The sequence below is a fragment of the Streptomyces sp. BHT-5-2 genome (assembly GCF_019774615.1).
Classification (GTDB): domain Bacteria; phylum Actinomycetota; class Actinomycetes; order Streptomycetales; family Streptomycetaceae; genus Streptomyces.
Genome location: NZ_CP081496.1, coordinates 5607168 through 5631864 on the forward strand (window position 1 = coordinate 5607168; position 24697 = coordinate 5631864).

The 24697-nt window shown below is 70.7% G+C and carries 23 protein-coding genes, 1 rRNA gene and 1 pseudogene; 8 read left to right on the top strand and 17 right to left on the bottom strand.

All coding sequences use genetic code 11. The features are described 5' to 3' along the window. Positions 1–230 precede the first annotated feature (230 nt). Positions 231–1759 (bottom strand): 16S ribosomal RNA (locus K2224_RS24830). Positions 1760–2384: 625 nt separating this feature from the next. Beyond that, the gene (locus K2224_RS24835) at positions 2385–3035 is read right to left on the bottom strand and encodes a DNA-3-methyladenine glycosylase (protein WP_221908716.1); all 651 of its coding nucleotides are present in this window, start codon (positions 3033–3035) and stop codon (positions 2385–2387) included. A gap of 99 nt (positions 3036–3134) precedes the next feature. On the opposite strand from K2224_RS24835, the pseudogene K2224_RS24840 reads away from it, so the two are divergent. From K2224_RS24840 to K2224_RS24850, 3 genes and pseudogenes are all read left to right on the top strand, one after another. Further along, a pseudogene (locus K2224_RS24840) lies at positions 3135–3834 on the top strand (sporulation protein). Positions 3835–3876: 42 nt separating this feature from the next. Continuing rightward, on the top strand, positions 3877–4416 hold the full coding sequence (locus K2224_RS24845; RefSeq protein ID WP_221908717.1) for a YbhB/YbcL family Raf kinase inhibitor-like protein: 540 nt from the start codon (positions 3877–3879) through the stop codon (positions 4414–4416). 473 nt (positions 4417–4889) lie between these two features. Continuing rightward, on the top strand, positions 4890–5393 hold the full coding sequence (locus tag K2224_RS24850; RefSeq protein WP_221908718.1) for an HNH endonuclease: 504 nt from the start codon (positions 4890–4892) through the stop codon (positions 5391–5393). A 62-nt stretch (positions 5394–5455) separates the two neighbouring features. Here the strand turns inward: K2224_RS24850 and K2224_RS24855 are convergent, their stop codons facing one another. The 4 genes from K2224_RS24855 to K2224_RS24870 form a co-directional block, all read right to left on the bottom strand. Further along, positions 5456–6223 (bottom strand): sulfite exporter TauE/SafE family protein, encoded by a 768-nt coding sequence (locus K2224_RS24855; RefSeq protein ID WP_221908719.1) that lies wholly within the window; start codon positions 6221–6223, stop codon positions 5456–5458. A gap of 85 nt (positions 6224–6308) precedes the next feature. Continuing rightward, positions 6309–7244 (bottom strand): SPFH domain-containing protein, encoded by a 936-nt coding sequence (locus K2224_RS24860; protein WP_221908720.1) that lies wholly within the window; start codon positions 7242–7244, stop codon positions 6309–6311. A 104-nt stretch (positions 7245–7348) separates the two neighbouring features. Continuing rightward, positions 7349–7762, bottom strand: coding sequence for an NfeD family protein (locus K2224_RS24865; protein ID WP_221909913.1), 414 nt, complete (start codon positions 7760–7762; stop codon positions 7349–7351). A 152-nt stretch (positions 7763–7914) separates the two neighbouring features. Next, complete coding sequence (locus K2224_RS24870) at positions 7915–8727, bottom strand: ABC transporter ATP-binding protein (protein WP_221908721.1); 813 nt, start codon at positions 8725–8727, stop codon at positions 7915–7917. A gap of 90 nt (positions 8728–8817) precedes the next feature. Here K2224_RS24870 and K2224_RS24875 point away from each other — a divergent pair, with 90 nt between their 5' ends. Further along, on the top strand, positions 8818–9633 hold the full coding sequence (locus K2224_RS24875) for a hypothetical protein (RefSeq protein WP_221908722.1): 816 nt from the start codon (positions 8818–8820) through the stop codon (positions 9631–9633). Between the two features lie 107 nt (positions 9634–9740). On the opposite strand, the gene K2224_RS24880 is transcribed toward K2224_RS24875, so the two are convergent. The 4 genes from K2224_RS24880 to K2224_RS24895 form a co-directional block, all read right to left on the bottom strand. Beyond that, the gene (locus K2224_RS24880; protein ID WP_221908723.1) at positions 9741–9986 is read right to left on the bottom strand and encodes a chaplin; all 246 of its coding nucleotides are present in this window, start codon (positions 9984–9986) and stop codon (positions 9741–9743) included. A gap of 162 nt (positions 9987–10148) precedes the next feature. Continuing rightward, entirely contained in the window at positions 10149–10361 is a 213-nt protein-coding gene (locus tag K2224_RS24885) for a chaplin (protein ID WP_221909914.1), read from the bottom strand. Positions 10362–10578: 217 nt separating this feature from the next. Beyond that, positions 10579–11262, bottom strand: a complete 684-nt coding sequence (locus K2224_RS24890) for a response regulator transcription factor (RefSeq protein WP_221908724.1) — start codon at positions 11260–11262, stop codon at positions 10579–10581. After that, positions 11255–12412 (bottom strand): GAF domain-containing sensor histidine kinase, encoded by a 1158-nt coding sequence (locus K2224_RS24895; protein ID WP_221908725.1) that lies wholly within the window; start codon positions 12410–12412, stop codon positions 11255–11257. Before K2224_RS24895 ends, K2224_RS24890 begins: the two co-directional genes overlap by 8 nt. 406 nt (positions 12413–12818) lie before the next feature. Here K2224_RS24895 and K2224_RS24900 point away from each other — a divergent pair, with 406 nt between their 5' ends. Both K2224_RS24900 and K2224_RS24905 read left to right on the top strand, forming a co-directional pair. Further along, a complete protein-coding gene (locus tag K2224_RS24900) occupies positions 12819–13559 on the top strand; it encodes a nitroreductase family protein (RefSeq protein WP_369356224.1) in 741 nt (246 codons plus the stop codon). A gap of 340 nt (positions 13560–13899) precedes the next feature. Continuing rightward, positions 13900–14601 carry a transglycosylase SLT domain-containing protein gene (locus K2224_RS24905; protein ID WP_221908726.1) on the top strand — a complete coding sequence of 234 codons (702 nt, stop codon included), beginning with the start codon at positions 13900–13902 and terminating at the stop codon, positions 14599–14601. 103 nt (positions 14602–14704) lie between these two features. On the opposite strand, the gene K2224_RS24910 is transcribed toward K2224_RS24905, so the two are convergent. Beyond that, positions 14705–17272 (bottom strand): FHA domain-containing protein, encoded by a 2568-nt coding sequence (locus tag K2224_RS24910; RefSeq protein ID WP_221908727.1) that lies wholly within the window; start codon positions 17270–17272, stop codon positions 14705–14707. A 454-nt stretch (positions 17273–17726) separates the two neighbouring features. On the opposite strand from K2224_RS24910, the gene serB reads away from it, so the two are divergent. Continuing rightward, positions 17727–18974, top strand: a complete 1248-nt coding sequence (gene serB / locus K2224_RS24915) for a phosphoserine phosphatase SerB (RefSeq protein WP_221908728.1) — start codon at positions 17727–17729, stop codon at positions 18972–18974. 135 nt (positions 18975–19109) lie between these two features. On the opposite strand, the gene K2224_RS24920 is transcribed toward serB, so the two are convergent. The 4 genes from K2224_RS24920 to K2224_RS24930 form a co-directional block, all read right to left on the bottom strand. Further along, positions 19110–19628, bottom strand: a complete 519-nt coding sequence (locus tag K2224_RS24920; RefSeq protein ID WP_221908729.1) for a histidine phosphatase family protein — start codon at positions 19626–19628, stop codon at positions 19110–19112. Positions 19629–19739: 111 nt separating this feature from the next. Further along, a complete protein-coding gene (locus tag K2224_RS24925; RefSeq protein WP_221908730.1) occupies positions 19740–19958 on the bottom strand; it encodes a hypothetical protein in 219 nt (72 codons plus the stop codon). 218 nt (positions 19959–20176) lie between these two features. After that, positions 20177–20293 carry an SGM_5486 family transporter-associated protein gene (locus K2224_RS40805; RefSeq protein WP_260693089.1) on the bottom strand — a complete coding sequence of 39 codons (117 nt, stop codon included), beginning with the start codon at positions 20291–20293 and terminating at the stop codon, positions 20177–20179. 295 nt (positions 20294–20588) lie between these two features. Continuing rightward, positions 20589–21884, bottom strand: a complete 1296-nt coding sequence (locus K2224_RS24930) for an MFS transporter (RefSeq protein ID WP_221908731.1) — start codon at positions 21882–21884, stop codon at positions 20589–20591. A gap of 148 nt (positions 21885–22032) precedes the next feature. On the opposite strand from K2224_RS24930, the gene K2224_RS24935 reads away from it, so the two are divergent. Next, positions 22033–22734 (top strand): FadR/GntR family transcriptional regulator, encoded by a 702-nt coding sequence (locus K2224_RS24935; RefSeq protein WP_221908732.1) that lies wholly within the window; start codon positions 22033–22035, stop codon positions 22732–22734. Positions 22735–23120: 386 nt separating this feature from the next. Here the strand turns inward: K2224_RS24935 and fabI are convergent, their stop codons facing one another. Beyond that, on the bottom strand, positions 23121–23891 hold the full coding sequence (gene fabI, locus K2224_RS24940) for an enoyl-ACP reductase FabI (RefSeq protein WP_221908733.1): 771 nt from the start codon (positions 23889–23891) through the stop codon (positions 23121–23123). A 5-nt stretch (positions 23892–23896) separates the two neighbouring features. Further along, positions 23897–24601 carry a 3-oxoacyl-[acyl-carrier-protein] reductase gene (gene fabG, locus K2224_RS24945; RefSeq protein ID WP_221908734.1) on the bottom strand — a complete coding sequence of 235 codons (705 nt, stop codon included), beginning with the start codon at positions 24599–24601 and terminating at the stop codon, positions 23897–23899. Positions 24602–24697: the final 96 nt, after the last annotated feature.

Consider the following 24697-nt stretch of genomic DNA (forward strand, 5'->3'; position numbering starts at 1 on the left):
GTTCACTGGGGCCGGCGTTCGAAGGGCAAGCAACGCTCGCACCCTCAGACACCCAACAGCGCGCCCGACCAACCCAAACCACAGTCCCGTGTTCCACGCCGAAGCAGTACTAACGAGCCATGACCTGAACAGGCCGAATAGTCAACGTTCCACCCATGAGCTAACCACCGTCGAACATTCGCCGACGTAGTGGCTCTGGACAATCTTGCGACTGCCTAGATGCTCCTTAGAAAGGAGGTGATCCAGCCGCACCTTCCGGTACGGCTACCTTGTTACGACTTCGTCCCAATCGCCAGTCCCACCTTCGACGATTCCCTCCCACAAGGGGTTGGGCCACCGGCTTCGGGTGTTACCGACTTTCGTGACGTGACGGGCGGTGTGTACAAGGCCCGGGAACGTATTCACCGCAGCAATGCTGATCTGCGATTACTAGCAACTCCGACTTCATGGGGTCGAGTTGCAGACCCCAATCCGAACTGAGACCGGCTTTTTGAGATTCGCTCCACCTCACGGTATCGCAGCTCATTGTACCGGCCATTGTAGCACGTGTGCAGCCCAAGACATAAGGGGCATGATGACTTGACGTCGTCCCCACCTTCCTCCGAGTTGACCCCGGCAGTCTCCTGTGAGTCCCCATCACCCCGAAAGGCATGCTGGCAACACAGAACAAGGGTTGCGCTCGTTGCGGGACTTAACCCAACATCTCACGACACGAGCTGACGACAGCCATGCACCACCTGTACACCGACCACAAGGGGGACCCTGTCTCCAGAGTTTTCCGGTGTATGTCAAGCCTTGGTAAGGTTCTTCGCGTTGCGTCGAATTAAGCCACATGCTCCGCTGCTTGTGCGGGCCCCCGTCAATTCCTTTGAGTTTTAGCCTTGCGGCCGTACTCCCCAGGCGGGGAACTTAATGCGTTAGCTGCGGCACGGACGACGTGGAATGTCGCCCACACCTAGTTCCCAACGTTTACGGCGTGGACTACCAGGGTATCTAATCCTGTTCGCTCCCCACGCTTTCGCTCCTCAGCGTCAGTATCGGCCCAGAGATCCGCCTTCGCCACCGGTGTTCCTCCTGATATCTGCGCATTTCACCGCTACACCAGGAATTCCGATCTCCCCTACCGAACTCTAGCCTGCCCGTATCGAATGCAGACCCGGAGTTAAGCCCCGGGCTTTCACATCCGACGCGACAAGCCGCCTACGAGCTCTTTACGCCCAATAATTCCGGACAACGCTCGCGCCCTACGTATTACCGCGGCTGCTGGCACGTAGTTAGCCGGCGCTTCTTCTGCAGGTACCGTCACTCTCGCTTCTTCCCTGCTGAAAGAGGTTTACAACCCGAAGGCCGTCATCCCTCACGCGGCGTCGCTGCATCAGGCTTTCGCCCATTGTGCAATATTCCCCACTGCTGCCTCCCGTAGGAGTCTGGGCCGTGTCTCAGTCCCAGTGTGGCCGGTCGCCCTCTCAGGCCGGCTACCCGTCGTCGCCTTGGTGAGCCATTACCTCACCAACAAGCTGATAGGCCGCGGGCTCATCCTTCACCGCCGGAGCTTTCCACACACAGAAGATGCCTCCGTGTGTCATATCCGGTATTAGACCCCGTTTCCAGGGCTTGTCCCAGAGTGAAGGGCAGATTGCCCACGTGTTACTCACCCGTTCGCCACTAATCCCCGACCGAAGCCGGTTCATCGTTCGACTTGCATGTGTTAAGCACGCCGCCAGCGTTCGTCCTGAGCCAGGATCAAACTCTCCGTGAATGCTTCCCCGTAATCGGGGCGAACACCACGAGAGCGGAACCACAAGGAGGAATAATCCCCGCGGTTCACAGCGTCCTCGCTGTGCGCCTCCCAAAGCTTTGGAAGGACTTTCAAAGGAACCTCGCCCCAACATGACGTTGGAGACGGGGTATCAACATATCTGGCGTTGACTTTTGGCACGCTGTTGAGTTCTCAAGGAACGGACGCTTCCTTCGGCCTGCCCTCGCGGACTTCCTCCGGGCGCTTCCCTTCAGTCTTGCGTCTCCGACTCTATCAGACCCTTTCGGCCCTGATTTCCGCCGGTGCGATCCGGCCTTTCGGCTTTCTCGCGGTTCCGACCTTACCAGATCCTTTTTCGTTTCCGGCCGCTTCTCGATGAGCAGCTACCGGCTTCGAATTCGGTTCCGATTTTCGGTCGGAGGGGTTCGCCTTTCGGCGTGGTCACTACTTTAGCGGCTTTTCCTGACGGCTCATAATCGGGCCGTTCGGGTCGAATTTCGGCAACGCGAAAAAAGGCCCGTCAGGGAGTCGTTCAGAGTAGTGGTTTGTGCCGCTTCGGGGGTGCGCAGATAGCGCTGCCCGGAACCAGCGGCTCGGGATACGTTAGGCGCTTGGCAGGGCAGAGTCAAGCAGTCGGGGCGCTGCGCCGCCTGGGCACGTGGGGGCGGTAGCGACTGACGGTGGGGTCGCCGTCGATCCAGTAGCGCCACGGATGGTCGGCGCCGTCGCCGCCGACGCCGGTGCGGGGGCCGTTGCGCACCAGGTCGCGGCGGGCCGGGGTGCCCTGGAGGATCGTGATCGGGCTGTGGTCGGTGCCGCAGACGTCGATGCCGTCCAGGGTGCGGTCGATGTCGAGGGCGGTGGCCAGCCGGGCGGGGCCCTTGGCCAGTTCGTCGGTGTTGCGGGCCTTGGGGCGGCGGCCGACGGCGAGCGGCGTACCGGTGAGGATCTCGCCGGCGCGCAGCAGCACGGCGCCGGCCCTGCCCTCGGGGCCGCAGACGAGGTTGATGCTGAACCACATGCCGTAGATGAAGTAGACGTAGGCGTGACCGGGCGGGCCGTACATCGTGGCGTTGCGGGCGGTGCGGCCCCGGAAGGCGTGGGAGCCCGGGTCGGACTCGCCGTCGTACGCCTCGACCTCGGTGAGGCGGAGCTCGATCGGGCCGGCGGGGCTGTGGCGTACCAGGGTGCGGCCCAGGAGATCCGGGGCGACTTCCAGAACGGAGCGGTCGAAGAATTCGCGCGGGAGGGGGGTGCGGTCCGGTACGTCCGTCATGCGTCCCGAGCGTAATCGAGAGCCGTGGATGGGTGGCGGGGCGCTTTGGGAGGTTGTGGAAAGCGCGATGCGGTCGATCGGTTCGGGGTGCGCAAGGATCTGGCCACGATCTGTCGGCTGGTTGGGGCGCGGGGTGCGTCAGGGGAGGACGAGCGTGGGGGGTTGTCTGTCGGGCTCCAGGCGCGGGTCGAGGTCGTGCGCGGGGGCGAGGAGGTCGGGCGGGACGTCGAGTTCGCCCGGCTGCGGCTGGGCGGGGCGTTCGAGGTGCGGGCGGGGGCCGTGCACACGGTGCCGTTCGGGCTGGAGATCCCCTGGGAGACGCCGGTGACGACGTTCCTCGGGCGACCCGGTGCGCGGGATGGAGGTGGGAGTGACGACGGAGCTGGCGATCGCGCGGGCGGTGGACTCCAGTGATCTCGATCCGGTGCGGGTGCATCCGCTGCCGGCGCAGCAGGCCGTCCTGGACGCGTTCGAGCGGCGCGGGTTCCGGTTCGAGTCGGCCGGTCTGGCGCAGGGGCGGATCCACGGGACGCGGCAGCGACTGCCCTTCCACCAGCAGATCGAGTTCTCGGCACCGCCGCAGTACCGGGGGTTGAGCGAGGTGGAGCTGTCCTTCGTGGCCGACGACCGGGAGATGGACGTGGTGCTGGAGATGGGCAGGAAGCCGGGGCCGTTCGGCGAGGGGTCGGACACCTACCGATCGTTCACGGTGGGGCTGCGCGACTTCGGGGGAACCGACTGGGCGGGATGTCTCAACCAGTGGCTGGCCGAGGTCGGCGGGCGGCGCAACTGGCTCTAACCTGGCCGGACGAAGTGTCAGCAAGCGACCAGGAGGTCCGAGGTGTCCGAGCTGAAGCGGCGGCCGCTCCCGCACGATTTCCACCCGCCGGTGGCGGAGTTCACGGTGGTGAGCGAGGAGGTGGAGCCGGGCGGGACGCTGCGGCCGGAGCAGGTCCACTCCGGTGGGAACCGCTCGCCGCAGCTGCGGTGGCAGGGCGCGCCCGCGGGGACCGCGAGCTACGCCGTCACCTGCTACGACCCCGACGCGCCGACCGGCAGCGGGTTCTGGCACTGGGTGCTGTTCGACATCCCGGCGTCGGTGACGGAGCTGCCGGCCGGGGCGGGCAGCGGTGACATGAAGGGGCTCCCCGAGGGGGCCGTGCACGTCCGCAACGACTACGGGACGCGGGACTTCGGGGGTGCCGCGCCGCCGCCCGGCGACGGGCCGCACCGCTATGTGTTCACCGTCTACGCGGTGGACCAGGAGAAGCTGGGGCCGGACGCGGACGTCTCGCCCGCGGTGGTCGGCTTCAATCTGCGGTTCCACACGATCGGGCGGGCCCAGCTGATCGGCGAGTACGAGGTGCCCGCCGCCGGCTAGGGCGGCCGGCACGGACCGGGCCCGCGGAGTTCCGCCGGGTCCGGGGAAATGCGTTGCGCCCCGGTGTTTCCGCCGCGCACAGTGGTGTCCGTAGCGCCGCCTCCACGAGGTGGCGGGCAGCCGGTACCGCGGTGACGGGAGCGCCGGGGCGCTGGTGTGTGCGCCCACTCCCCCATGTCCCGAGGGCATGGGAGGCGCCCCGGCTCCGTCCGGAGTCCCGCGTCAGGGGATGTCCGCGTCGGCTGTCGTCCGCTCCGGGGTCCGTGTGTCACGGGGGTCGGAACCCGGAGCGTTCTCTCTTTCCGCGCTGCTCGCGCGCGCCCGCCGCCGTTGTGGCGCACCTGTTCTTCACGCGGCGTCCACCCGCCATTTCCCTTGTGGCACACGGAAATTGCGTTGTCCGGGAAATACCTGCCCCTGCACAGTGGAGCCACTTCGCCACGGGGGCGATCGGGGTCCGGGAGGTGGACGGGATGCGCGAGACGCTGGTGCTGAATGCGAGCTTCGAGCCGCTGGCGACGGTGTCGCTGCGGCGCGCGGTGGTGCTGGTCATGCAGGACAAGGCGGTCGTCGAGCACGCCCACCCGGGGATGCGGATCCGGGCGGCGTCGGTGGATGTGCCGGTGCCGCGGGTGATCAGGCTCAGCAGATACGTCCGGGTGCCGTTCCGAAAACAGGCGCCGTGGTCCCGGCGCGGGGTGCTGGCGCGTGACCAGCACAGATGCGCGTACTGCGGGAAGCGGGCGACGACCGTGGACCACGTGCTGCCGCGGTCGCACGGTGGCGGGGACACCTGGCTGAATACCGTCGCCTCGTGTGCGGAGGACAACCACCGCAAGGCGGACCGGACGCCCGAGCAGGCGGGGATGCGGCTGCTCCGGCGGCCGTTCGTGCCGACGCCGGCGGATGCGCTGGTGTCGGCCCTGGGGGTGTCCGTGCGGGACGAGCTGCCGGACTGGCTGGCGCTCCCGGCCTAGCTCCCGGCCCAGCTCCCGGCCCAGGAGAGCATGAAGGACCGGCGGTTGTCGCCCGACTCCCCTTATTTCAGGAGGAGTTGGACGATGGCCACCAGTCCCACCGCGACGATCACGGCGCGCAGGGCGATCGGCGGCAGGCGGCGGCCGATCCTGGCGCCTATCTGGCCGCCGAGCGCGGAGGAGACCGCGATCAGAGCGACCGCGGTCCAGTCGAAGTGGGCGACGAAGAGGAAGAAGACCGCGGCGACGGCGTTCACCAGGGCGGTGAGGACGTTCTTGATGGCGTTGATGCGCTGGAGGTCGTCGCTGAGCAGGACGCCCATCAGGGAGAGGTAGATGATGCCCTGGGCGGCGCCGAAGTAGCCGCCGTAGACGCTGGCCAGCAGCAGGCCGGTGATGAGCCCGCACCCTCCGTCGCGGTGGCCGGCGGTGTCGTTGCGGGCGCGGCGGGCGCGGACCGCGGCGGCGAGCCGGGGCTGTGCGACGACGAGGACGAGGGCCACGGCGATCAGACCGGGGACGACCGCCTTGAACGCGCCGGAGGGCAGCGCGAGCAGCAGGACCGCGCCGGCCAGGCCGCCGACGACGGCGGCGGCGCTGAAGCGCAGTATCCGGCGCCCCTGGCCGCGCAGTTCGCGGCGGTACCCTATCGCGCCGCTGACCGAACCGGGCACCAGGCCAAGGGAGTTGGAGACGTTCGCGGTCACCGGTGGGAGGCCGACGGCGAGCAGGACGGGGAAGGTGATCAGGGTTCCGGAACCGACGATGGTGTTGATGGTGCCGGCGCCCAGGCCGGCGGCGAAGACTGCGACTGCTTCCCAGAGGGACAAACCCAGCTCCTCACGTGATCAGGGTTGCCTCCCCGCCCTTGAGGTCGAGGGGCAACCCTGATCATGCACGAGGGGTGACGCGGCGTCAGTCGATCGGGGGCGCTTGGCGCTCGGGGCCGCCGCCGGGCTTGGGGATGGTGGCACCACCCGTGGGGTTGAAGTTGCCGATGGCGCCGCCGAGGCCCTTGAGTGCGTCGCCGATCTCGCTGGGGACGATCCAGAGCTTGTTGGCGTCGCCCTCGGCGATCTTCGGGAGCATCTGGAGGTACTGGTACGACAGCAGCTTCTGGTCCGGGTCGCCGGCGTGAATGGACTCGAAGACCACCCGGATCGCCTGGGCCTCGCCCTCGGCACGCAGGGCCGCGGCCTTGGCCTCACCCTCGGCGCGCAGGATCGCGGACTGCTTCTGGCCCTCGGCGGTGAGGATCTCGGACTGCCGGACGCCCTCGGCCTGGAGGATGGCGGCGCGCTTGTCACGGTCGGCGCGCATCTGCTTCTCCATCGAGTCCTGGATGGAGGTGGGCGGCTCGATCGCCTTGAGCTCGACGCGGTTGACGCGGATGCCCCACTTGCCGGTGGCCTCGTCGAGGACGCCGCGCAGCGCCGCGTTGATCTCCTCGCGGGAGGTCAGGGTGCGTTCGAGGTCCATGCCGCCGATGATGTTGCGGAGCGTGGTGACGGTGAGCTGCTCGATCGCCTGGATGTAGCTGGCGACTTCGTAGGTGGCGGCCCGTGCGTCGGTGACCTGGTAGTAGATGACGGTGTCGATGTTGACGACGAGGTTGTCCTGCGTGATCACCGGCTGCGGCGGGAACGGCACGACCTGTTCGCGGAGGTCGATGCGGTTGCGGATGGTGTCGATGAACGGGACGACGATGTTCAGGCCGGCGTTGAGGGTGCGGGTGTAGCGACCGAAGCGCTCGACGATGGCGGCGCTGGCCTGGGGAATGACCTGGATCGTTTTGAGGAGCGCGATGAACACGAGCACCACCAGGATGATCAGGACGATGATGATATCCACAGCGGCTCCCGTTGCCCTTCGTTGCTGGTCCGTCCGTCCGGCCGTGGCCGGCTTTGTGGTTGATCAGTCTTTCAGAGGTGTGGGGCGTCGTGCACCGGGTTCGGTCAGATGACGAGGGCGGTGGCACCCTCGATCTCCACCACGTCGACCTGCTGGCCGGGTTCGTAGACGTGCTCGCCGTCGAGGGCGCGGGCGGACCAGACCTCCCCGGCGAGTTTGATGCGGCCGCCATCGCCGGCGTCGACCCGCTCCAGGACGGTGGCGGTCCGGCCCTTCAGGGCGTCGATGCCGGAGGCGAGGCGGGGGCTCTGGCCTCGGTGGCGGTTGGCGATCGGCCGGACGACGGCGATCAGCGCGATGGACACCACCACGAACACCAGGACCTGCGGAACGGTGCCGCCACCGAGCGCTGCGGTGACGGCACCGGCGATGGCGCCGACCGCGAACATCCCGAATTCGGGCATCGCGGTCACGACGAGCGGAATACCCAGTCCTACGGCGGCGATCAGCCACCACACCCATGGATCCACGGCCTCATGGTAGGTCCGTCGGGCGGCCCGGGGACAGGGCGCGACAAGTCAACGACCAGTGCCGCAGCGCGATGGGGGTACCCCCGGACGAAGTCTGGGGGAGCTTCCACTCGGGGCGGTGGCGGGCGACGGGCGGGCGGTCACTTGAGGGGAAGGCCCTGGGCGGTCCAGCGGTCGGCGCCGTTGCGGTCGACGACGAGCGGGAGCCCGAAGCAGTGCGAGAGGTTGCTGGAGGTCAGCTCCAGGTCGAGCGGACCGGCGGCCAGCACCTTTCCCTGACGGATCATCAGGACATGGGTGAAGCCCGGCGGGATCTCCTCGACGTGGTGGGTGACCATGATCATCGAGGGTGCGTAGGGGTCGCGGGCGAGCCGGCCGAGGCGGCGCACCAGGTCCTCGCGGCCGCCGAGGTCGAGGCCGGCGGCGGGCTCGTCCAGCAGGAGGAGCTCGGGGTCGGTCATCATCGCGCGGGCGATCAGGGTGCGCTTGCGCTCACCCTCGGAGAGGGTGCCGAACTTCCGGTCGAGGTAGGCGTTCATCCCGAGGCGGTCGAGGAAGGCGCGGGCGCGCTGCTCGTCGATCTCGTCGTAGTCCTCGCGCCAGGTGGCGGTCATGCCGTAGGCGGCGGTGAGGACCGTCTGCAGCACGGTCTGGCTGCGCGGCAGCTTGTCGGCGAGCGCGATGCCGGCGATGCCGATGCGCGGGCGCAGGTCGAAGACGTCGACGCGGCCCAGCCGCTCGCCGAGGATCCGGGCGGTGCCGGCGCTGGGGAAGAGGTAGCTGGAGGCCACGTTCAGCAGGGTGGTCTTGCCGGCGCCGTTGGGGCCGAGGATCACCCAGCGCTCCCCCTCCTTCACCGACCACGAGACCTGGTCCACCAGAGCCCGTCCGTCGCGGACCACGGATACGTCCACCAGCTCCAGCACATCGCTCATGAGCGCACTGTCTCCCATTGCTTCTCGGTCGTCGTGTGCGCCTGTAGGCGCAGCCCCCCTGCAAACCTACGCCACTCGCTGTCAGTGCTGTTCCCTAGGCTGGGGGCCATGCTCGACGAACCTCGCTCAGGACGGCTGGCGGCATGGGGAAATGCCCTTTTGGCCGGACTTGTCTCACCTGATGACGCCGCGCACCGCATCGCGGACGACGACGCCGTCCATCGCGTCTCGGGCCTGCCCGGGGAGGACGGCCCGGTCGGCCTGACGCTCGCCCTGGGGCGGCTGCGGACGCTCGGCGCGACCGGCCTGCGGGTGGCGCTGCCGGTGCCGGGACACCCGCTGGGCCTGAGCGGCCCGCCGGAGTTCAACGCACGGGCACTGGAGGCCGGGGAGGCGGTGCTCGCCCAGGGCGCCGCACTGGGCCTGGTCCCGGAGGTCCACGAGGCGGGTCCCGAGGGCGCCGCCGGACCGGATGTGCATGTCGAGGTGGTCTGGCACTGCCTGCCGGCGCGGGAGGCGCCGCCCGCCGATGTGCCGTCGCTGGGCGAAGCGGAGCGGGAGCTGGCGGAGGCGCTGCGGGAGGCGACGGAGGTGCTCTCCCGGCTGGACGTGGCCGGCTCCGGCCCGGTGGCGGACGCGGCGCTGGCGGCGTATCGGGCGCGGGCGGAGGCCGGCCGGCGGCTGCTGGCGCCGGGCTATCCGCCGCGGGCGGTGCGGGTGCTGGAGCTGGCCCAGCGGGTCGGCGCGCTGATCGGCATCGCCCGGGGCACGGCCGGGGACGGCCGGGAGCACGGCGCGGCGGTCAGCTCGTCGGAGATCGCGGCCCGCGCCGAGGCGCTGCGGCCGGTGGAGCGCACGGCCCGCCGGGCGCAGGTGGCGGCGTACAACTCCGCGGTCGAGGAACGCGAGCGGCGCCGGGGGTGAGACGGCGAAGGCCCCGCCGGCCATGGTGCGGCCGGCGGGGCCCGGAGAGAGAGCCGGGGCGGAAGTGCCCTGGACGGCCCGGGAGTCGAGCCCGGGGCCGGGTGGCGTCAGTCGTTGACGGCCGGGTTGCCGAAGGCGGGGTTGAGCACGCCCACGACGTTGATGCTGTTGCCGCTGACGTTCGCGGGGGTGTGCACCGGGGACTGGACGACGTTGCCCGACAGCACGCCCGGGGAGTTCACGGCCTCGCCCTTGGCGTGCCCGCCGTCGTGGGCGAACGCCGAACCGGCGGCGGCACCGACGGCGAGACCGGTGGTGGCAAGGACAAGGGCGGCCTTTTTGACGCTGTTCATGGTGGCGTGATCCTCACGTGGTGGCACTGGGCCGGAATGACGGTGGTGGTGGAGAGCGGACCGGCCGCACGGCCAGGGCTGGCGGGGCCGGTCCGGGCGACCCGCGCGGGCCGGTGAGAGCCCGGCGCAGGGGTCGGGTGGTCGGAGCGGGCGCTCCGACGGTCAGTCGTTGTGGCAGGCGTTGCCGAAGACCGGGTTGAGCAGGCCGACCACGGAGATGGTGTTGCCGCAGACGTTCACGGGGACGTCCACCGGGGCCTGGACGACGTTGCCCGACAGGACACCCGGGGACTGCACCGCGGCACCCTGGGACTGCGGGCCGTCGTGCGCGGAGGCGACGCCGGCACCCGCCAGTACGAGACCGGCACCCGCCATCGTGATGGCCGCAACCCGCTTGATGTTCTTCACTTCTCTTGCTCCTCGTTGCCGATGCCGTGGCCAGCCGCCACGACTGCACTGGGAAACGGCCCGGCACGGAGCTGGGATACGCCAAACGGGCTACGTATACACGACAGTATGAATCCGGTACCCGTGAGGCGACGTTCGGCTAATCGTTCTGATACCTCGTCAGCAGGCGCCGCTCCCCCGTGATTCAGGCCCCGATGCCGTGCCGGACGGCCCACAGGGCGGCCTGGGTGCGGTCGGCGAGGTCGAGCTTCATCAGGATGTTGGAGACATGGGTCTTGACGGTCTTCTCCGACAGCACCAGCGCGCGGGCGATCTCGCGGTTGGAGCGGCCGTCCGCGATCAGGCCCAGCACCTCGCGCTCCCGGTCCGTGAGCGAACTCCCGCGCCCCTGACCGCCGTTGCCCTCCTCCTGGGAGAGCAGGGCGCCGGCCACCTCGGGCTGGAGCAGCACATGCCCGGCGTGCACCGAGCGGATGGCGCCGGCCAGGGCGTCGGGGTCGATGTCCTTGTAGACGTAGCCGGCGGCGCCGGCGCGCAGGGCCGGGACGACGGTGCGCTGCTCGGTGAAGCTGGTGACGACCAGCACCTTGGCCGGGCTGTCGAGGGCGCGGAGCCGGCGGAGGGCCTCGATGCCGTCCATGCCGGGCATCTTGATGTCCATGAGGACGACGTCCGGGCGCAGTTGCTCGGTCGCGGCGATGCCCTCCGCGCCGTCCGACGCCTCCCCCACCACCTGGATGTCGTCCTGGACCTCCAGGAACGTCCGCAGACCGCGGCGTACGACCTGGTGGTCGTCGACGAGCAGGACACGGATCGCGTGCCCCTCGCCCGTGGCCCGTTCCGTACCGCCGCGCGTGGTGTCAGCCACCGGGCACCTCCATCTCGACAGCGGTGCCCTTGCCGGGCTCCGATTCCACCGTGAGCCTGCCACCGACGCCGCCGGCGCGGTCGCGCATCGACACCAGTCCCAGGTGCCGGCCGGCCCGGCGGACCGCGCGGGTGTCGAAGCCCCGGCCGTCGTCGGCGACCCGCAGCCGGGCGCCCTGGCCGAAGCGGGTGACGCTGACCTCGACGTGTCCGGCGCCGGAGTGCCGCAGCGCGTTGTGCAGCGCCTCCTGGGCGACCCGGAGCAGCGCCTCCTCCTGGGCGGAGGGCAGGGCGCGCACGCCGTGGGCGGTGAAGGTGACGTGGGCGGAGTGGGCGCGGTCGAGGACCTGGCACTGGGAGCGCAGGGTGGCCACCAGGCCGTCCTCGTCCAGGGCGGCGGGGCGCAGCTCGACGACGGCGGCGCGGAGCTCGTCGGCGGCCTCCGCGGCCAGCGCGGCGACCTGGTGGAGCTCGTCCTTGGCCCGGGCCGGGTCGCGGTCGACCAGGGCGGTCGCGGCCTGGGCGGTGAGCCGGAGCGAGAAGAGCTTCTGGGCGACCGCGTCGTGCAGCTCGTGGGCGAGCCGGGCGCGCTCGCCGGCGATGGTCAGCTCGCGGCTGCGCTCGTAGAGACGGGCGTTGGTGAGGGCGATGGCGGCGTGCTGGGCGAGTATGCCGAGCAGGCGCTCGTCCTCCTCGGTGAAGCGGCAGCCGTCCCCGCGGGAAGGAGGGTTCTGGGGGCAGCGCTTGTTGGCCAGGAACAGGGCGCCGAGGATCTCGTCGCCGTCGGCGACCGGGAGGCCGAGGAAGTCGGACATGTCCGGGTGGGCGGCGGGCCAGCCGCCGAAGCGGGGGTCCTCGCGGACGTCGGCGAGCCGCTCGGGGGTGGCGTTGTGCAGCATCGCGGCGAGGATGCCGTGCTGGCGGGGCAGCGGGCCGATGGCCTTCCACTGCTCGGCGCTGACGCCGTCGACGACGAACTGGGCGAAGCCCCCGTGGTCGTCCGGCACGCCGAGCGCGGCGTACTCGGCGTCCAGCAGCTCACGGGCCGAGGCGACGATCGTCTTGAGGACGTCGCGCACCTCCAGATGCCTGCTCATGGCCAGGATCGCGGTGCTCACCGCGGGGATCCCGGCTCCCGGTCCGTTGCTCATGGCTTCACCGTACCGGCGTGCCGACCAGCGCGTATCGGTCCGCCGACGCTGCGTGCCTACGGCCGGGGGCCTAGGACGGACGGCCCGGTGGGCGGCTCGACGCGGGCGCTGCGGCATCCCGGGTTGATTGCTTTGCGGTGGTTTGCCCGGACTCTCTCCTTATCTTCCGCCTTACTCCCCTTATATGGAGGCGTCCCATAAGGAGGGGTCCGGTGGTCGATGGGCGATGCCGTTGATGTGGCGGCTCTGGCGACATCCGGCAATCCTTATTTCTCCCCTTATATAGGGACAGGTAGGGCGATCCCCAGGGGCGGGTTCGCGCCGATCCCGTCACGGACCCGGGTGGTCTCGGCAGGAATCCCGTGATCCGCGTCTCCCGGCGCCGGTGCGGTCCGAGACTCGGGCCATGTCCTCTTCATCACAGGCGCGTACCGCGCCGACATCGCCGGCAGCCCCCGCGAAGCCCTGGACGCCGACGCACGGAGAGCCCTACCGCCCGGTGCCGTACCGGCCGGAGCGGATGCCCGCGGCCGAGTCCCTGGCCCGCGCCGCCGAGCTGCGGGAGCGGATGGACCGCCGGCGGACGGTCCGGCAGTTCGCCGCGGACCCGGTGCCGGAGCAGGTGGTCCGGGACGCGATCGCCTGCGCGGCCACCGCGCCGTCCGGGGCCCATCAGCAGCCATGGACGTTCGTGCTGGTCAAGGACCCCGAGGTGCGCCGCCGGATCCGGGCGGCCGCGGAGGCCGAGGAGCGGCGCTCCTACGAGGGGCGGCTGGGCGAGGAGTGGCTGGCGGCGCTGCGGCCGCTGGGCACGGACGAGGTCAAGCCGCATCTGACCGACGCCCCGCAGCTGATCGTGGTCTTCCAGCAGCGGCACTGGCTGGGCCCGGACGGCACCAGGCGCAAGCACTACTACGTGGACGAGTCGGTGGGCATCGCGGTCGGCATGCTGCTGTCCGCGCTGCACCTGTCGGGGCTGGCGGCGCTGGTGCACACGCCGAGCCCGATGCGGTTCCTTCAGGAGGTGCTGGGGCGGCCGGCCAACGAGAAGGCGTTCGCGGTGATCCCCGTCGGCTACCCGGCCCGGGACTGTCAGGTGCCCGATCTGGTGCGAAAGTCCCTTGACCAGGTGCTGGTCGAGGTCTGAGAAGGCACAGCCGGCCCACAGTCCACACACAGCCTGTGCGATTGCAATTACTGCCGGCGAGATAAACCCCTGCCCGATGTGACCCCGCGCATAGGGCGCAGGTCACTTACGACCCCGGTTAGTGGACCTTCCGACCAGCCGTGAGCTGGGAATATTCCGCCCTGGACGCATTCCGGGCGGCCCGGGTTCCACTAACCGGGGTCGTACGTCACATCATTGCCGGGCGAATTTCCGGCCGCTAAGAATGGCTCCCGTCGCTCGGCGCCGTGATCAGAACTCGGCGTTCTGCCTCCGCTCATGGCCCGTGCGTCGTCCCCCTTCGGAAGAGGTCGAGTCCGCCATGCCCAAGAACGTCATCCCCGGTCTGAACCTGACCCGTACTCACAAGATCACCGCCGCCGGTATCGCCGCCGCGGGTGCCGCCGCGCTGGTCTTCACCACTGTTCCGGGGGCCGACGCCAGCCAGGGCAAGGCCGAGGCCGCTCCGGCCACGGTCAGCGTCCAGCCGGTGGCCTTCAGCGCCGTCGACACCGCCGCCCGCGCCCAGCAGGCGACCATAGCCCAGCAGGCCGACGCCTCCGCCGCGCAGGGCAAGGCCGAGGCCGCGAAGAAGCAGGCCGAGGCGAAGGCCGAGAAGGACCGCCAGGTCAAGGAGGCCGCGAGCCGCGCCGCCGTCCGCAAGGCCATCCCCGCCGCCGCCGAGAAGCCGGCCAAGGTCTACCCGAACAACCTGGACGGCTGGATCCGCCAGTCGCTGGACATCATGGCCCAGCACAACATCCCGGGCTCCTACAACGGCATCTACCGCAACCTGATGCGCGAGTCGTCCGGCAACCCCATGGCGATCAACCTCTGGGACTCCAACGCCCAGGCGGGCATCCCCTCCAAGGGCCTGCTCCAGGTCATCGACCCGACGTTCCGTGCGTACCACGTCTCCGGTACCTCCTGGAACATCTACGACCCGGTCGCCAACATCACCGCCGCCTGCAACTACGCGGCCGCCCGCTACGGCTCGATGGACAACGTCAACTCGGCCTACTGAGCCGGACGTTCCACCGCGGACCGCGGACCCCGTACACCGCCGAGGGGCGGCACCCGTTTCCGGGTGCCGCCCCTCGGGCGTGCCTGGCGGGTGACCGCGGGCGCTACTTGCGCATGACCTCCGGCTCGTGGCGGCGCAGCAGCCGCGCGACGACGAGGGCGAGCGTCACGCCCAGGGCGACCAGGATGACCACGTCCATGACGTAGACGCCGGTCTGGTGCTTCCACAGCGGGTCCGGGTGGCCGGGCTCCCACGGCAGCAGGGTGTTCATGTCCTCGGTGGCGCCGAGTGCGGCGACCGCCCAGCGGGACGGCATCAGCCAGGAGACCTGGGAGACGCCGACGGTGTCGAAGAGCTGGAAGAGGACGCCGGTGAAGACGACCTGGACGATGGCGAACATGACCAGCAGCGGCATGGTCTTCTCGGCGGTCTTCACCAGCGACGAGATGATCAGGCCGACCATCATCGAGGTGAAGCCGAGGGCGATGATCGCGATCGTCATCTCCACGGCCGGGGCCTTGGCGACGATCAGGCCCTGGGAGGGCATCTGCCGGGTGGAGAAGCCGATGGCGGCGATGATCACGCCCTGGAGGGCGGTGGCCACGCCCAGCACGATGATCTTGGACATCAGGTAGGCCGACCGCGACAGGCCGGTGGCCCGTTCACGCTCGTAGATGACCCGTTCCTTGATCAGCTCGCGGACCGAGTTGGCCGCGCCGGAGAAGCACATGCCGACCGCGAGGATCAGCGAGATGGTGCTCGCGTCGCGGTTGGTCTGGTGCTTGCCGATCGGGCCGTAGCCGAGGCCGTAGTCGCTCGGGATCAGCAGCGACACCACGCCGAGGACGGCCGGCAGGATCACCATCAGGGCGAGGAAGCCGCGGTCGGAGGCGAGCACCGAGACATAGCGCCGCATCAGGGTCCACAGCTGGGAGCCCCAGCTCTGCGACTTCTGTATGCGGGCCGGCGGGGCCTGGACGTTGACCGACTGCGGCGGGGCGGCGTCGAGGTCCGCGGCGTACATCTGGTAGTGCGGGGAGCCGCGCCAGCGGCCGGCCCAGTCGTAGTCGCGGTAGTTCTCGAACGCCGAGAAGACGTCGGCCCAGGTCTCGTACTGGAAGAAGTTCAGCGCCTCCTCGGGCGGGCCGAAGTAGGCCACCGAGCCGCCCGGCGCCATCACCAACAGCCGGTCGCACAGGGCGAGTTCGGCCACCGAGTGGGTGACGACCAGGACGGTGCGGCCGTCGTCGGCGAGGCCGCGCAGCAGCTGCATGACATCGCGGTCCATGCCCGGGTCGAGGCCCGAGGTGGGCTCGTCCAGGAAGATCAGCGACGGCTTGGTCAGCAGCTCCAGGGCGACCGAGACGCGCTTGCGCTGGCCGCCGGAGAGCGAGGTGACCTTCTTCTCCTTGTGGACGTCGAGCTTGAGCTCGCGCAGCACCTCGCCGATCCGGGCCTCCCGCTCGGACTCCGCGGTGTCGCCGGGGAAGCGGAGCTTGGCGGCGTAGCGGAGCGCCTTCTGGACGGTCAGCTCCTTGTGGAGGATGTCGTCCTGCGGGACCAGGCCGACGCGCTGGCGCAGCTCGGCGAAGTGCTTGTAGAGGTTCCGGTTGTCGTAGAGGACCTCGCCCTGGTTGGCCGGGCGGTAGCCGGTCAGCGCCTTGAGCAGCGTCGACTTGCCGGAACCGGAGGGGCCGATGACGGCGATCAGCGACTTCTCGGGGACGCCGAAGGAGACGTCCTTGAGGATCTGCTTGCCGCCCTCGACGGTGACGGTGAGGTGGCGGGCCGAGAAGGAGACCTCGCCGGTGTCGACGAACTCCTCCAGGCGGTCGCCGACCAGGCGGAAGGTGGAGTGGCCGACGCCGACGGTGTCGTTCGGGCCGACCGGTGCGCTGCCGGACTTGGGGATCGGCTGGCCGTTGACGTAGGTGCCGTTGTGGCTGCCGAGGTCGCGGATCTCGAACCGGCCGTCGGGGGTGGCCCGGAACTCCGCGTGGTGGCGGGAGACCTGCAGGTCGGAGACGACCAGCTCGTTGTCGAGCGCACGGCCGATCCGCATCACCCGGCCCATGTCCACGCGGTGGAAGGTGGTCGGGCTGCGGTCGCCGCCCTGGGGCTGCGGCGCCTGGGGCTGCTGGGCTCGGGCCTGCGGTGTCTGGGGCTGCGCGGGCCGCTGCTGCGCGGGGACGGCCTGCTGCTGCGGCTGTTGGGACTGCTGGGGCGGGACGTGCGGCTGCTGTCCGCCCTGTGCCGGGGCCTGCCAGTCCTGGTGGGCCGGCGGCTGCTGCTGGGCGGGCGGCTGCTGCCAGCCCTGGTGCGGAGCGGCCGCGGCGGGCGGCGCGCTGAAGGCGTCGGCGGGCGCCGCCGCGGCGGACAGGGTCAGCCGCGGACCGTCGGTGGCGTTGCCCAGATGGACGGCGGTGCCGGGGCCGACCTCCAGTTGCTGGACGCGCCGGCCCTGGACGTAGGTGCCGTTGGTGCTGCCGTGGTCTTCGATGAGCCAGCTGCGGCCGGACCATCGGAGGGTGGCGTGGCGCCAGGAGACCCTGGCGTCGTCGAGCACCATGTCACCCTGCGGATCACGACCCACGCTGTAGGTCCTGGACGGGTCGAGCGGCCAGGTCCTTCCGTTCAATTCCAGTACGAGTTCAGGCACTCCACGCCCCATTACATAGTCCCCCGAGTGACGCCCTGTGCGGGAAGTCTAGGGATGGCGAAACATCGTGAGGAACTATTTCAGGCTCAGCCCACCGATCGGAAACCGGGACGGGACGGGGGCGCGGGGCGCTCCGGCCGGCATCCGACGAACCCTCCTGGAGAGCCGGAAAGGCCCGCAGTGTCGCCGATGCCAGGGATTCCGGGCATTTGGGCCATCGAGTGTGGCGCCGGACACCTTCCCCCGCCCGAAAACGCCATACCAAAAGGGGAGTTGGCGTGCCGGCCGGGCCCCTCGAACCGGTGCAACCGGACCGGTGCGGAAACGAGTGCATAACGATCACGCGCCGCCCCCGGGACGTGGTGTCCGGCCGCCACAGGGGTGCTCCGGCACCCCGGCGGGCGCGGGGTCCAATCCCCGGGCACCCGTACGGTCGGGGCCGTCCGCCGGTTACCGTAAGGGCACCATGAGCGCATCGCAGACCCCGCCTGCCACCGCCGCACCAGGCGAAGACGTACCGACTCTCCTCGTCAAGATCTTCGGGAAGGACCGGCCCGGCATCACCGCGGGCCTCTTCGACACCCTCGCCGCCTACGCCGTCGATGTCGTGGACATCGAGCAGGTGGTGACCCGGGGCCGCATCACCCTGTGCGTGCTGGTCACCACCCCCTCCCCCGGTCAGGGCACGACCGGCTCCTCCGAAGGCGACCTCCGGGCCACCGTGCACAGCTGGGCCGAGTCGCTGAACCTCCAGGCCGAGATCATCTCCGGCCGCGGCGACAACCGTCCGCGCGGCGTCGGCCGCTCCCATGTCACCGTGCTGGGACACCCGCTCACCGCGGAGTCGACGGCCGCCATCGCCTCGGCCATAACGGCCACGGGGGGCAATATCGACCGTATTTTCCGGCTTGCCAAGTATCCGGTGACGGCCGTGGAGTTCGCGGTCTCGGGCGCGGAGACCGAGGCCCTGCGCACCGTGCTGGCCCCGGAGGCGGCGCTCCTCGGGGTGGACGTCGCGGTGGTCGCGGCCGGGTTGCAGCGCCGGGCGCAGCGGCTGGTGGTGATGGACGTCGACTCCACCCTCATCCAGGACGAGGTCATCGAGCTGTTCGCGGCGCACGCCGGGTGCGAGGCGGAGGTCGCCGAGGTGACCGCCGCCGCGATGCGCGGGGAGCTGGACTTCGAGCAGTCGCTGCACGCCCGGGTCGCGCTGCTGCGCGGGCTGGACGCGTCCGTGGTGGACCTCGTCCGCAAGGAAGTGCGGCTCACGCCGGGGGCCCGCACCCTCGTCCGGACCCTCAAGCGGCTCGGTTACCAAGTCGGCGTGGTCTCGGGCGGCTTCACGCAGGTCACCGACGCGCTCCAGGAGGAGCTGGGGCTGGACTTCGCCTCCGCCAACACCCTGGAGATCGTCAACGGCAAGCTCACCGGCCGGGTCACCGGGGAGATCGTGGACCGGGCGGGCAAGGCCCGGCTGCTGCGGCGGTTCGCCCACGAGGCCGGGGTGCCGCTGGCGCAGACCGTGGCGATCGGCGACGGCGCCAATGACCTGGACATGCTCAACATGGCGGGGCTGGGGGTCGCCTTCAACGCCAAGCCGGTGGTCCGCGAGGCCGCGCACACCGCGGTCAACGTGCCGTTCCTGGACACCGTGCTCTATCTGCTGGGGGTCACCCGCGAAGAGGTCGAGGCGGCGGACACCCACGTGGAGTGAGCGGCGGCGGCAGGCCCTCCCCCGGGGGCCGAGGTCCCTCCCGCGGGCCCGCCGCTCCCGGACAGCAGGAAGGCCCCGGTGCGCAGGAAGCGCGCCGGGGCCTTTTCGCGCCGTCCCGAGGGCGCCGGAGTCCGCTCAGGCGTGCGGCGACCAGAACGCCACCAGGCGGCCGATGCCGTGCTCGACCGACTTCCAGCTGCCGTTGAAGGTCAGCACGGCCATGGCCGACGTCGGGAAGCCGCTGCGGTTCATCCGCGCCAGCAGATCGCCTTCGGCCTCGCCGGCCAGGGCGTCGGCGAGGGCGTGCACCCCGGGATTGTGCCCGACGACCATCAGGTCGTCGACTTCGTCGGATGTCTCGTTCAGGATCGCGATGAGCTCGCCGAGGGAGGCTTCGTAGAGCCGCTCGTCGTAGACGGTCTTCGGGCGGTGCGGGAGCTCGGAGACGACCAGCTTCCAGGTCTCGCGGGTGCGAGCGGCGGTCGAGCAGAGGGTCAGTGCGGGGGCGACACCGGCTCCGGCCAGCCAGCGGCCGGCGACCGGGGCGTCCTTGCGGCCGCGATCGGCGAGCGGACGCTCATGGTCGCTTTCGTCGGACCATTCGGCCTTGGCGTGTCGGAGCAGGACAATCCGGCGGGGTGTATCGACGCTCATGCGTCCCAGCTTCGCATGAAACCCGCCGCCCGGCGCGGGGTGTTGGAGCGCTCCGCTCGGCCGGGTGATGCTCCCCGCCCACCGCTGGAAGGCGCCCGCGCGCGGGCCCGCTCACCCCGCGAGCCGGAGCACCCGGGCGAGGAATTCCAGCAGCGGCGCGAGGCTCTCCGTGGCCCGCTCCGCACCGGCCGCACTCGCCTCACCGGAGCCGGCCACCAGCACCAGCAGGGCTATGAAGGAGACCACCGGAAGCGCCAGCCCCCACCACGGCAGCGCCTTCCGCAGGCGCGGTGCCTTCGCTGCGGACGGGCGGCCGAACACGGTGGACATGGCGGGCTCCAGGAGAGGTCGCAGGGACGGCGCGACCATCCGCAGGTGGCGCGCCCACCGCGGCTCCGCGGTGTGACTCCGACGCTACGGATCTCCGGCGGCCGTTCCTATCCGGGAAGCCACCCATACATCCCTGATACCCGCCCCCTAGGGGATCGGGGGGCAACCCCACCCCGGGGCCCGCGGCGGCCCGCCCCACGGAGCCGGCCGCCGCCGGGTCATGGCGCGGCGATGCTCGCGACGATCGCGACGACGACGGTCACCCCGAGCATCAGGGCCAGGACGAGCAGCAGCTTCTTCTGGCTGCCCTGCGGATTCGGTTCGAGCACTGGCATGCGCCCAGTGTCGCACCCGCCGACCGCGCGACTCCGCGCAGGGCACGCAACGGGGTTCGCAGGGCAGGGCGCGGTGCGGCGAAGTGCGGGGCGAAGTGCGGGCGGGGCATGCGGAAGCGCGCCCCGAAGAGCCGCAGGAGAGCACTCCGCGGCCGGTCTGCGGCCGGCGCGGCGGAGCACCGCCGGCCCGGAGCACCGCCGGCCGTGCCCCAAGTCAGCCCAGGCCGCCCAGTCAGCCCAGGCCCCGAGTTGCCCGAGCACCCCGGCCGCAGCGCTCAGCCCGCGGCCGGCGTCGTCACCGCTCGTCCTCGATGCGGCGGTTCCGCCCCGCCAGCACACCGACCGCGATCTGCGGCACCATCAGCCCGGCCATCAGCGCGATCGGCCGGCCCCAGCCACCACTGTGCTGATAGAGCGTGCCGACCAGCAGCGGCCCGGGGATGGAGATCAGATAGCCGACGCTCTGCGCGAAGGCGGAGAGCTTGACCACCCCGGCCGGACTGGCGGAGCGCATCCCGATCATCGTCAGGGCCAGTGGGAAGGCGCAGTTGGCGATGCCCATCAACAGCGCCCAGGCCCAGGCACCGGCGGCCGGCGCCAGCCACAGCCCCGTATAGCCGGCCAGCCCGCAGACGCCCAGGACCACGACCAGCGGGCCCTGGTGCGGCATCCGGGACGCCAGGCGCGGCAGGACGAAGGAGAGCGGGACACCCACCGCCATGGTGAGGGCCAGCAACACCCCCGCGGTGCCCGCCGAGACACCCGCGTCGCGGAAGATCTGCGGCATCCAACCCATGGTGATGTAGGCGGCGGTGGCCTGGAGGCCGAAGAAGACGGCCAGCGCCCAGGCGGTAGGCGAGGCGGCGATCCGTATGGGCGGCTCACCGGAGGCGGGCTGCCCGCCCGGTGCCGCCGCCTCGGACGCGGACCGCCGCAGCAGCAGCACCAGCCACGGCAGCACCGCGACCACGGCGAGCAGCGCCCACACGGCCAGGCCGGTGCGCCAACTGCCACCCAGCGCACCCGTCATGGGGACGGTGAGCGCCGCGGCGAGCGAGGTGCCCAGGGCCAGCGACATGGAGTAGAGGCCGGTCATCGGGCCGACCCTGGTGGGGAACCAGGTCTTGATGACCACCGGCAGCAGCACGTTGCTGACCGCGATGCCGGCCAGCGCCAGTGCGCTGCCGGCCAGGAAGCCGGGCGTACCGCCGGCGAACGGGCGTACCACGACGCCCACCGCGATCGCGGCCATCCCGGCGCAGACGATCGCGCCGGGGCCCCAGCGCCGGGCCAGCCGGGGCGCGGCGAAGCCGAAGACGGCGAAGCACAGGGCCGGTACGGACGTCAGCAGGCCGGCGACGGTGCCACTCATGCCGAGCCCGTCACGCACCTCCTTGAGCAGTGCGCCGAGACTGGTGATCGCCGGGCGGAGATTGAGCGCGGCGAGGACGAGACCGGCGATCACGATCCGCGGCAGCCAGCGGGCGGCGGGCCCGGGCTCCGGGACGCGCTCGCGGGCGCCGTCGGGGAGAGGGGCGGGGGTCAGGGGCTCGGCGGCCGGGCCGAGGGTCGCGAGGTCTTCGTCTGCCATACGCACCATCATAGAATCATGGGATGAATACTGGTACAGCGGTTATCGGTAGCCTCGGCTCGCCCTCACGACGCCACGGACCCCGAGCCGCCCGTGTCCGCGCCGCCGCCCGCCCGGCCCACCGGGCCCAGCACCCCGGAGCCCAGCCATGCCCCTGACCTCGCCCCGCCGGTCCGCGCTGGCCGACCAGGTGATCGCGCAGCTGCGCGCCCAGATCACGTCCGGCGACTGGCCGGTGGGGTCCCGTATCCCGACCGAACCGGAACTCGTCGAGCAGCTGGGGGTGGCGCGCAACACCGTCCGCGAAGCCGTCCGGGCGCTGGCGCACAACGGCCTGCTCGACATCCGGCAGGGCTCGGGCACGTACGTGGTCGCGACCAGCGAGCTGGCCGGGGTGATGAACCGCCGGTTCGCCGACGCCGACCCCGGGCACATCGCCGAACTCCGCTCCGCCCTGGAGGCCGAGGCCGCCCGGCTCGCCGCCCACCGCCGCACCGAGCAGGACCTGCGCCAACTCGACGCCCTGCTGGAGCGCCGGGAGCGGGCCTGGAAGTCCGGCGCGGCCGAGGCGTTCGTGGAGGCCGACGCGAACCTGCACATGGCGGTGGTGGCGGCCGCCCACAACGACGTCCTGGCCGCGATCTACGCCGATCTGGGCGGTGTGCTGCGCGACTTCCTGCGGGCCGACGTCGGCGCCGTCCTGCGTCCCGAGGCCCACATGGACCACTCCCGCCTGGTCGAGGCGATCCGCACCGGGGACGGCGAACGGGCCGCCGCCGAGGCCGGCGCGCACCCCTACGGCTGCCGGCCGGGGGCGGGGGCCCTAGGGGTGGTCGAACAGACCCCGTAAGGGTCGCGAGCGCCCCCTCGGGGGCCCTCAACGGGGCGGGACGGGGCGGGTATTCCCGCAGCGAACGGCATTCCCACGAGCGGGTGTTCCGGACCTCGCGCCCCACGGGGACGGAGGCTCACCGCCAGGCAGGCACACCCTCGCCGGAGCCGGAGCCGGGGCCGGAACGGACGCCCCCGAACGCACAACCGCCCGCCCCGGTCTCCCGGGACGGGCGGTGACGCAGTGCGCGCGACGGGGCGTCGGACGCCGTTCCTGTCAGGACTCGGACGCAGCACACCCCCATGACGGGCGACGGACGCCCGTCATCACGTGCGCCGGGCACCCGCCGAGCCGGGCCTCAGACACCCACCGTGCCGGGAATCAACAGCCCCTCACGTCGGCTCTCAGGCCCCCATCATGTGCACGCCGCCGTCGACGTGGACGATCTCGCCGGTGGTGCGCGGGAAGAAGTCGGACAGCAGGCCGACGACGCCGCGGCCGGCCGGCTCGGGGTCGGCCAGGTCCCAGCCGATCGGGGCGCGGTGGTTCCACACGTCCGCCAGCTCCTCGAAGCCGGGGATGGACTTGGCGGCCATCGACTTGATCGGGCCGGCCGAGACGAGGTTGCAGCGGATGCCCTTCGGGCCCAGGTCGCGCGCCAGGTAGCGGTTGGTGCTCTCCAGCGCCGCCTTGGCCACGCCCATCCAGTCGTACTTGGGCCAGGCGATCTGCGCGTCGAAGGTGAGGCCGACGATCGAGGCGCCGTTCTCCATCAGCGGCAGGCAGGCCATCGTCAGCGACTTGTAGGAGTACGCCGAAACCTGCACGGCCGTCGAGACGTCCTCCCAGCCGGCCTCCAGGAAGTTGAAGGCGCCCTGCGGGCCGAACGCGATGGAGTGCACGATGCCGTCGAGGCGGGCGTCCTCGCCCTGGTGCTCGCGGATCTTGTCGGCCAGGCCGTCCAGGTGCTCCTGGTTGGTCACGTCCAGCTCGATGACCGGGGCCGGCTTGGGCAGCCGCTTGGCGATCCGCTCGACGAGGGAGAGCCGGCCGAAGCCGGTGAGGATGACCTCGGCGCCCTCGTTCTGGGCGACCTTGGCCGCCTGGAACGCGATCGACGACTCGGTCAGCACCCCGGTGACCAGGATGCGCTTGCCTGCGAGGATTCCACTCATGCTGATCAGTGCCCCATGCCCAATCCGCCGTCGACGGGAATGACGGCTCCGGTGATGTACGCGGCCTCGTCGGAGGCCAGGAAGCGGACCGAGGCGGCGACCTCCTCGGGCTGGGCGTAACGCGCCAGCGGCACCTGCTTCACGATGTTCTCCCGCTGCTCGTCGCTGAGCACCCGGGTCATGTCGGTGTCGACGAAGCCGGGGGCGACGACGTTGACGGTGATGTTGCGGCTGCCCAGCTCACGGGCGAGCGAGCGGGCGAAGCCGACCAGCGCGGCCTTGGAGGCGGCGTAGTTCGACTGCCCCGCCCCGCCCATCAGGCCGACCACGGACGAGATCAGCACGACCCGGCCCTTGCGGGCCCGCAGCATCGCGCGGTTGGCGCGCTTGACCACACGGAAGGTGCCGGTGAGGTTGGTGTCGAGGACGGTGCTGAAGTCCTCCTCGGACATCCGCATCAGCAGCTGGTCGCGGGTGATGCCGGCGTTGGCCACCAGCACCTCGACCGGGCCGTGCTTCTCCTCGATCTCCTTGTACGCCTGCTCGACCTGCTCGGCGTCCGTGATGTCGCACTTCACGGCCAAAAATCCCGCCGGGGGCTCGCCCGAGCGGTAGGTGATGGCGACCTTGTCGCCTGCCTCGGCGAAGGCGCGGGCAATGGCCAGGCCGATGCCGCGATTGCCTCCGGTGACCAGAACCGAGCGGCTCAAGAGATCACCCTTTCCGTTTCCCGTCCGTCTTGCGTTCGGTACGAAACTATCGGTCGGGGCGCCCATCCGGGGAATCGAGCCCGGACAGGGGCGTGC

What these genes read in the sequence shown, in the direction of transcription:
- K2224_RS24835 (WP_221908716.1), bottom strand. Translation starts at nt 3,035, where the DNA reads ATGACGGACGTACCGGACCGCACCCCCCTCCCGCGCGAATTCTTCGAC.
- K2224_RS24850 (WP_221908718.1), top strand. Translation starts at nt 4,890, where the DNA reads ATGCGCGAGACGCTGGTGCTGAATGCGAGCTTCGAGCCGCTGGCGACG.
- K2224_RS24870 (WP_221908721.1), bottom strand. Translation starts at nt 8,727, where the DNA reads ATGGGAGACAGTGCGCTCATGAGCGATGTGCTGGAGCTGGTGGACGTA.
- K2224_RS24875 (WP_221908722.1), top strand. Translation starts at nt 8,818, where the DNA reads ATGCTCGACGAACCTCGCTCAGGACGGCTGGCGGCATGGGGAAATGCC.
- K2224_RS24880 (WP_221908723.1), bottom strand. Translation starts at nt 9,986, where the DNA reads ATGAACAGCGTCAAAAAGGCCGCCCTTGTCCTTGCCACCACCGGTCTC.
- K2224_RS24885 (WP_221909914.1), bottom strand. Translation starts at nt 10,361, where the DNA reads ATGGCGGGTGCCGGTCTCGTACTGGCGGGTGCCGGCGTCGCCTCCGCG.
- K2224_RS24895 (WP_221908725.1), bottom strand. Translation starts at nt 12,412, where the DNA reads ATGAGCAACGGACCGGGAGCCGGGATCCCCGCGGTGAGCACCGCGATC.
- K2224_RS24900 (WP_369356224.1), top strand. Translation starts at nt 12,819, where the DNA reads ATGTCCTCTTCATCACAGGCGCGTACCGCGCCGACATCGCCGGCAGCC.
- K2224_RS24905 (WP_221908726.1), top strand. Translation starts at nt 13,900, where the DNA reads ATGCCCAAGAACGTCATCCCCGGTCTGAACCTGACCCGTACTCACAAG.
- K2224_RS24910 (WP_221908727.1), bottom strand. Translation starts at nt 17,272, where the DNA reads ATGGGGCGTGGAGTGCCTGAACTCGTACTGGAATTGAACGGAAGGACC.
- serB (WP_221908728.1), top strand. Translation starts at nt 17,727, where the DNA reads ATGAGCGCATCGCAGACCCCGCCTGCCACCGCCGCACCAGGCGAAGAC.
- K2224_RS24920 (WP_221908729.1), bottom strand. Translation starts at nt 19,628, where the DNA reads ATGAGCGTCGATACACCCCGCCGGATTGTCCTGCTCCGACACGCCAAG.
- K2224_RS24925 (WP_221908730.1), bottom strand. Translation starts at nt 19,958, where the DNA reads ATGTCCACCGTGTTCGGCCGCCCGTCCGCAGCGAAGGCACCGCGCCTG.
- K2224_RS40805 (WP_260693089.1), bottom strand. Translation starts at nt 20,293, where the DNA reads ATGCCAGTGCTCGAACCGAATCCGCAGGGCAGCCAGAAGAAGCTGCTG.
- K2224_RS24930 (WP_221908731.1), bottom strand. Translation starts at nt 21,884, where the DNA reads ATGGCAGACGAAGACCTCGCGACCCTCGGCCCGGCCGCCGAGCCCCTG.
- K2224_RS24935 (WP_221908732.1), top strand. Translation starts at nt 22,033, where the DNA reads ATGCCCCTGACCTCGCCCCGCCGGTCCGCGCTGGCCGACCAGGTGATC.
- fabI (WP_221908733.1), bottom strand. Translation starts at nt 23,891, where the DNA reads ATGAGTGGAATCCTCGCAGGCAAGCGCATCCTGGTCACCGGGGTGCTG.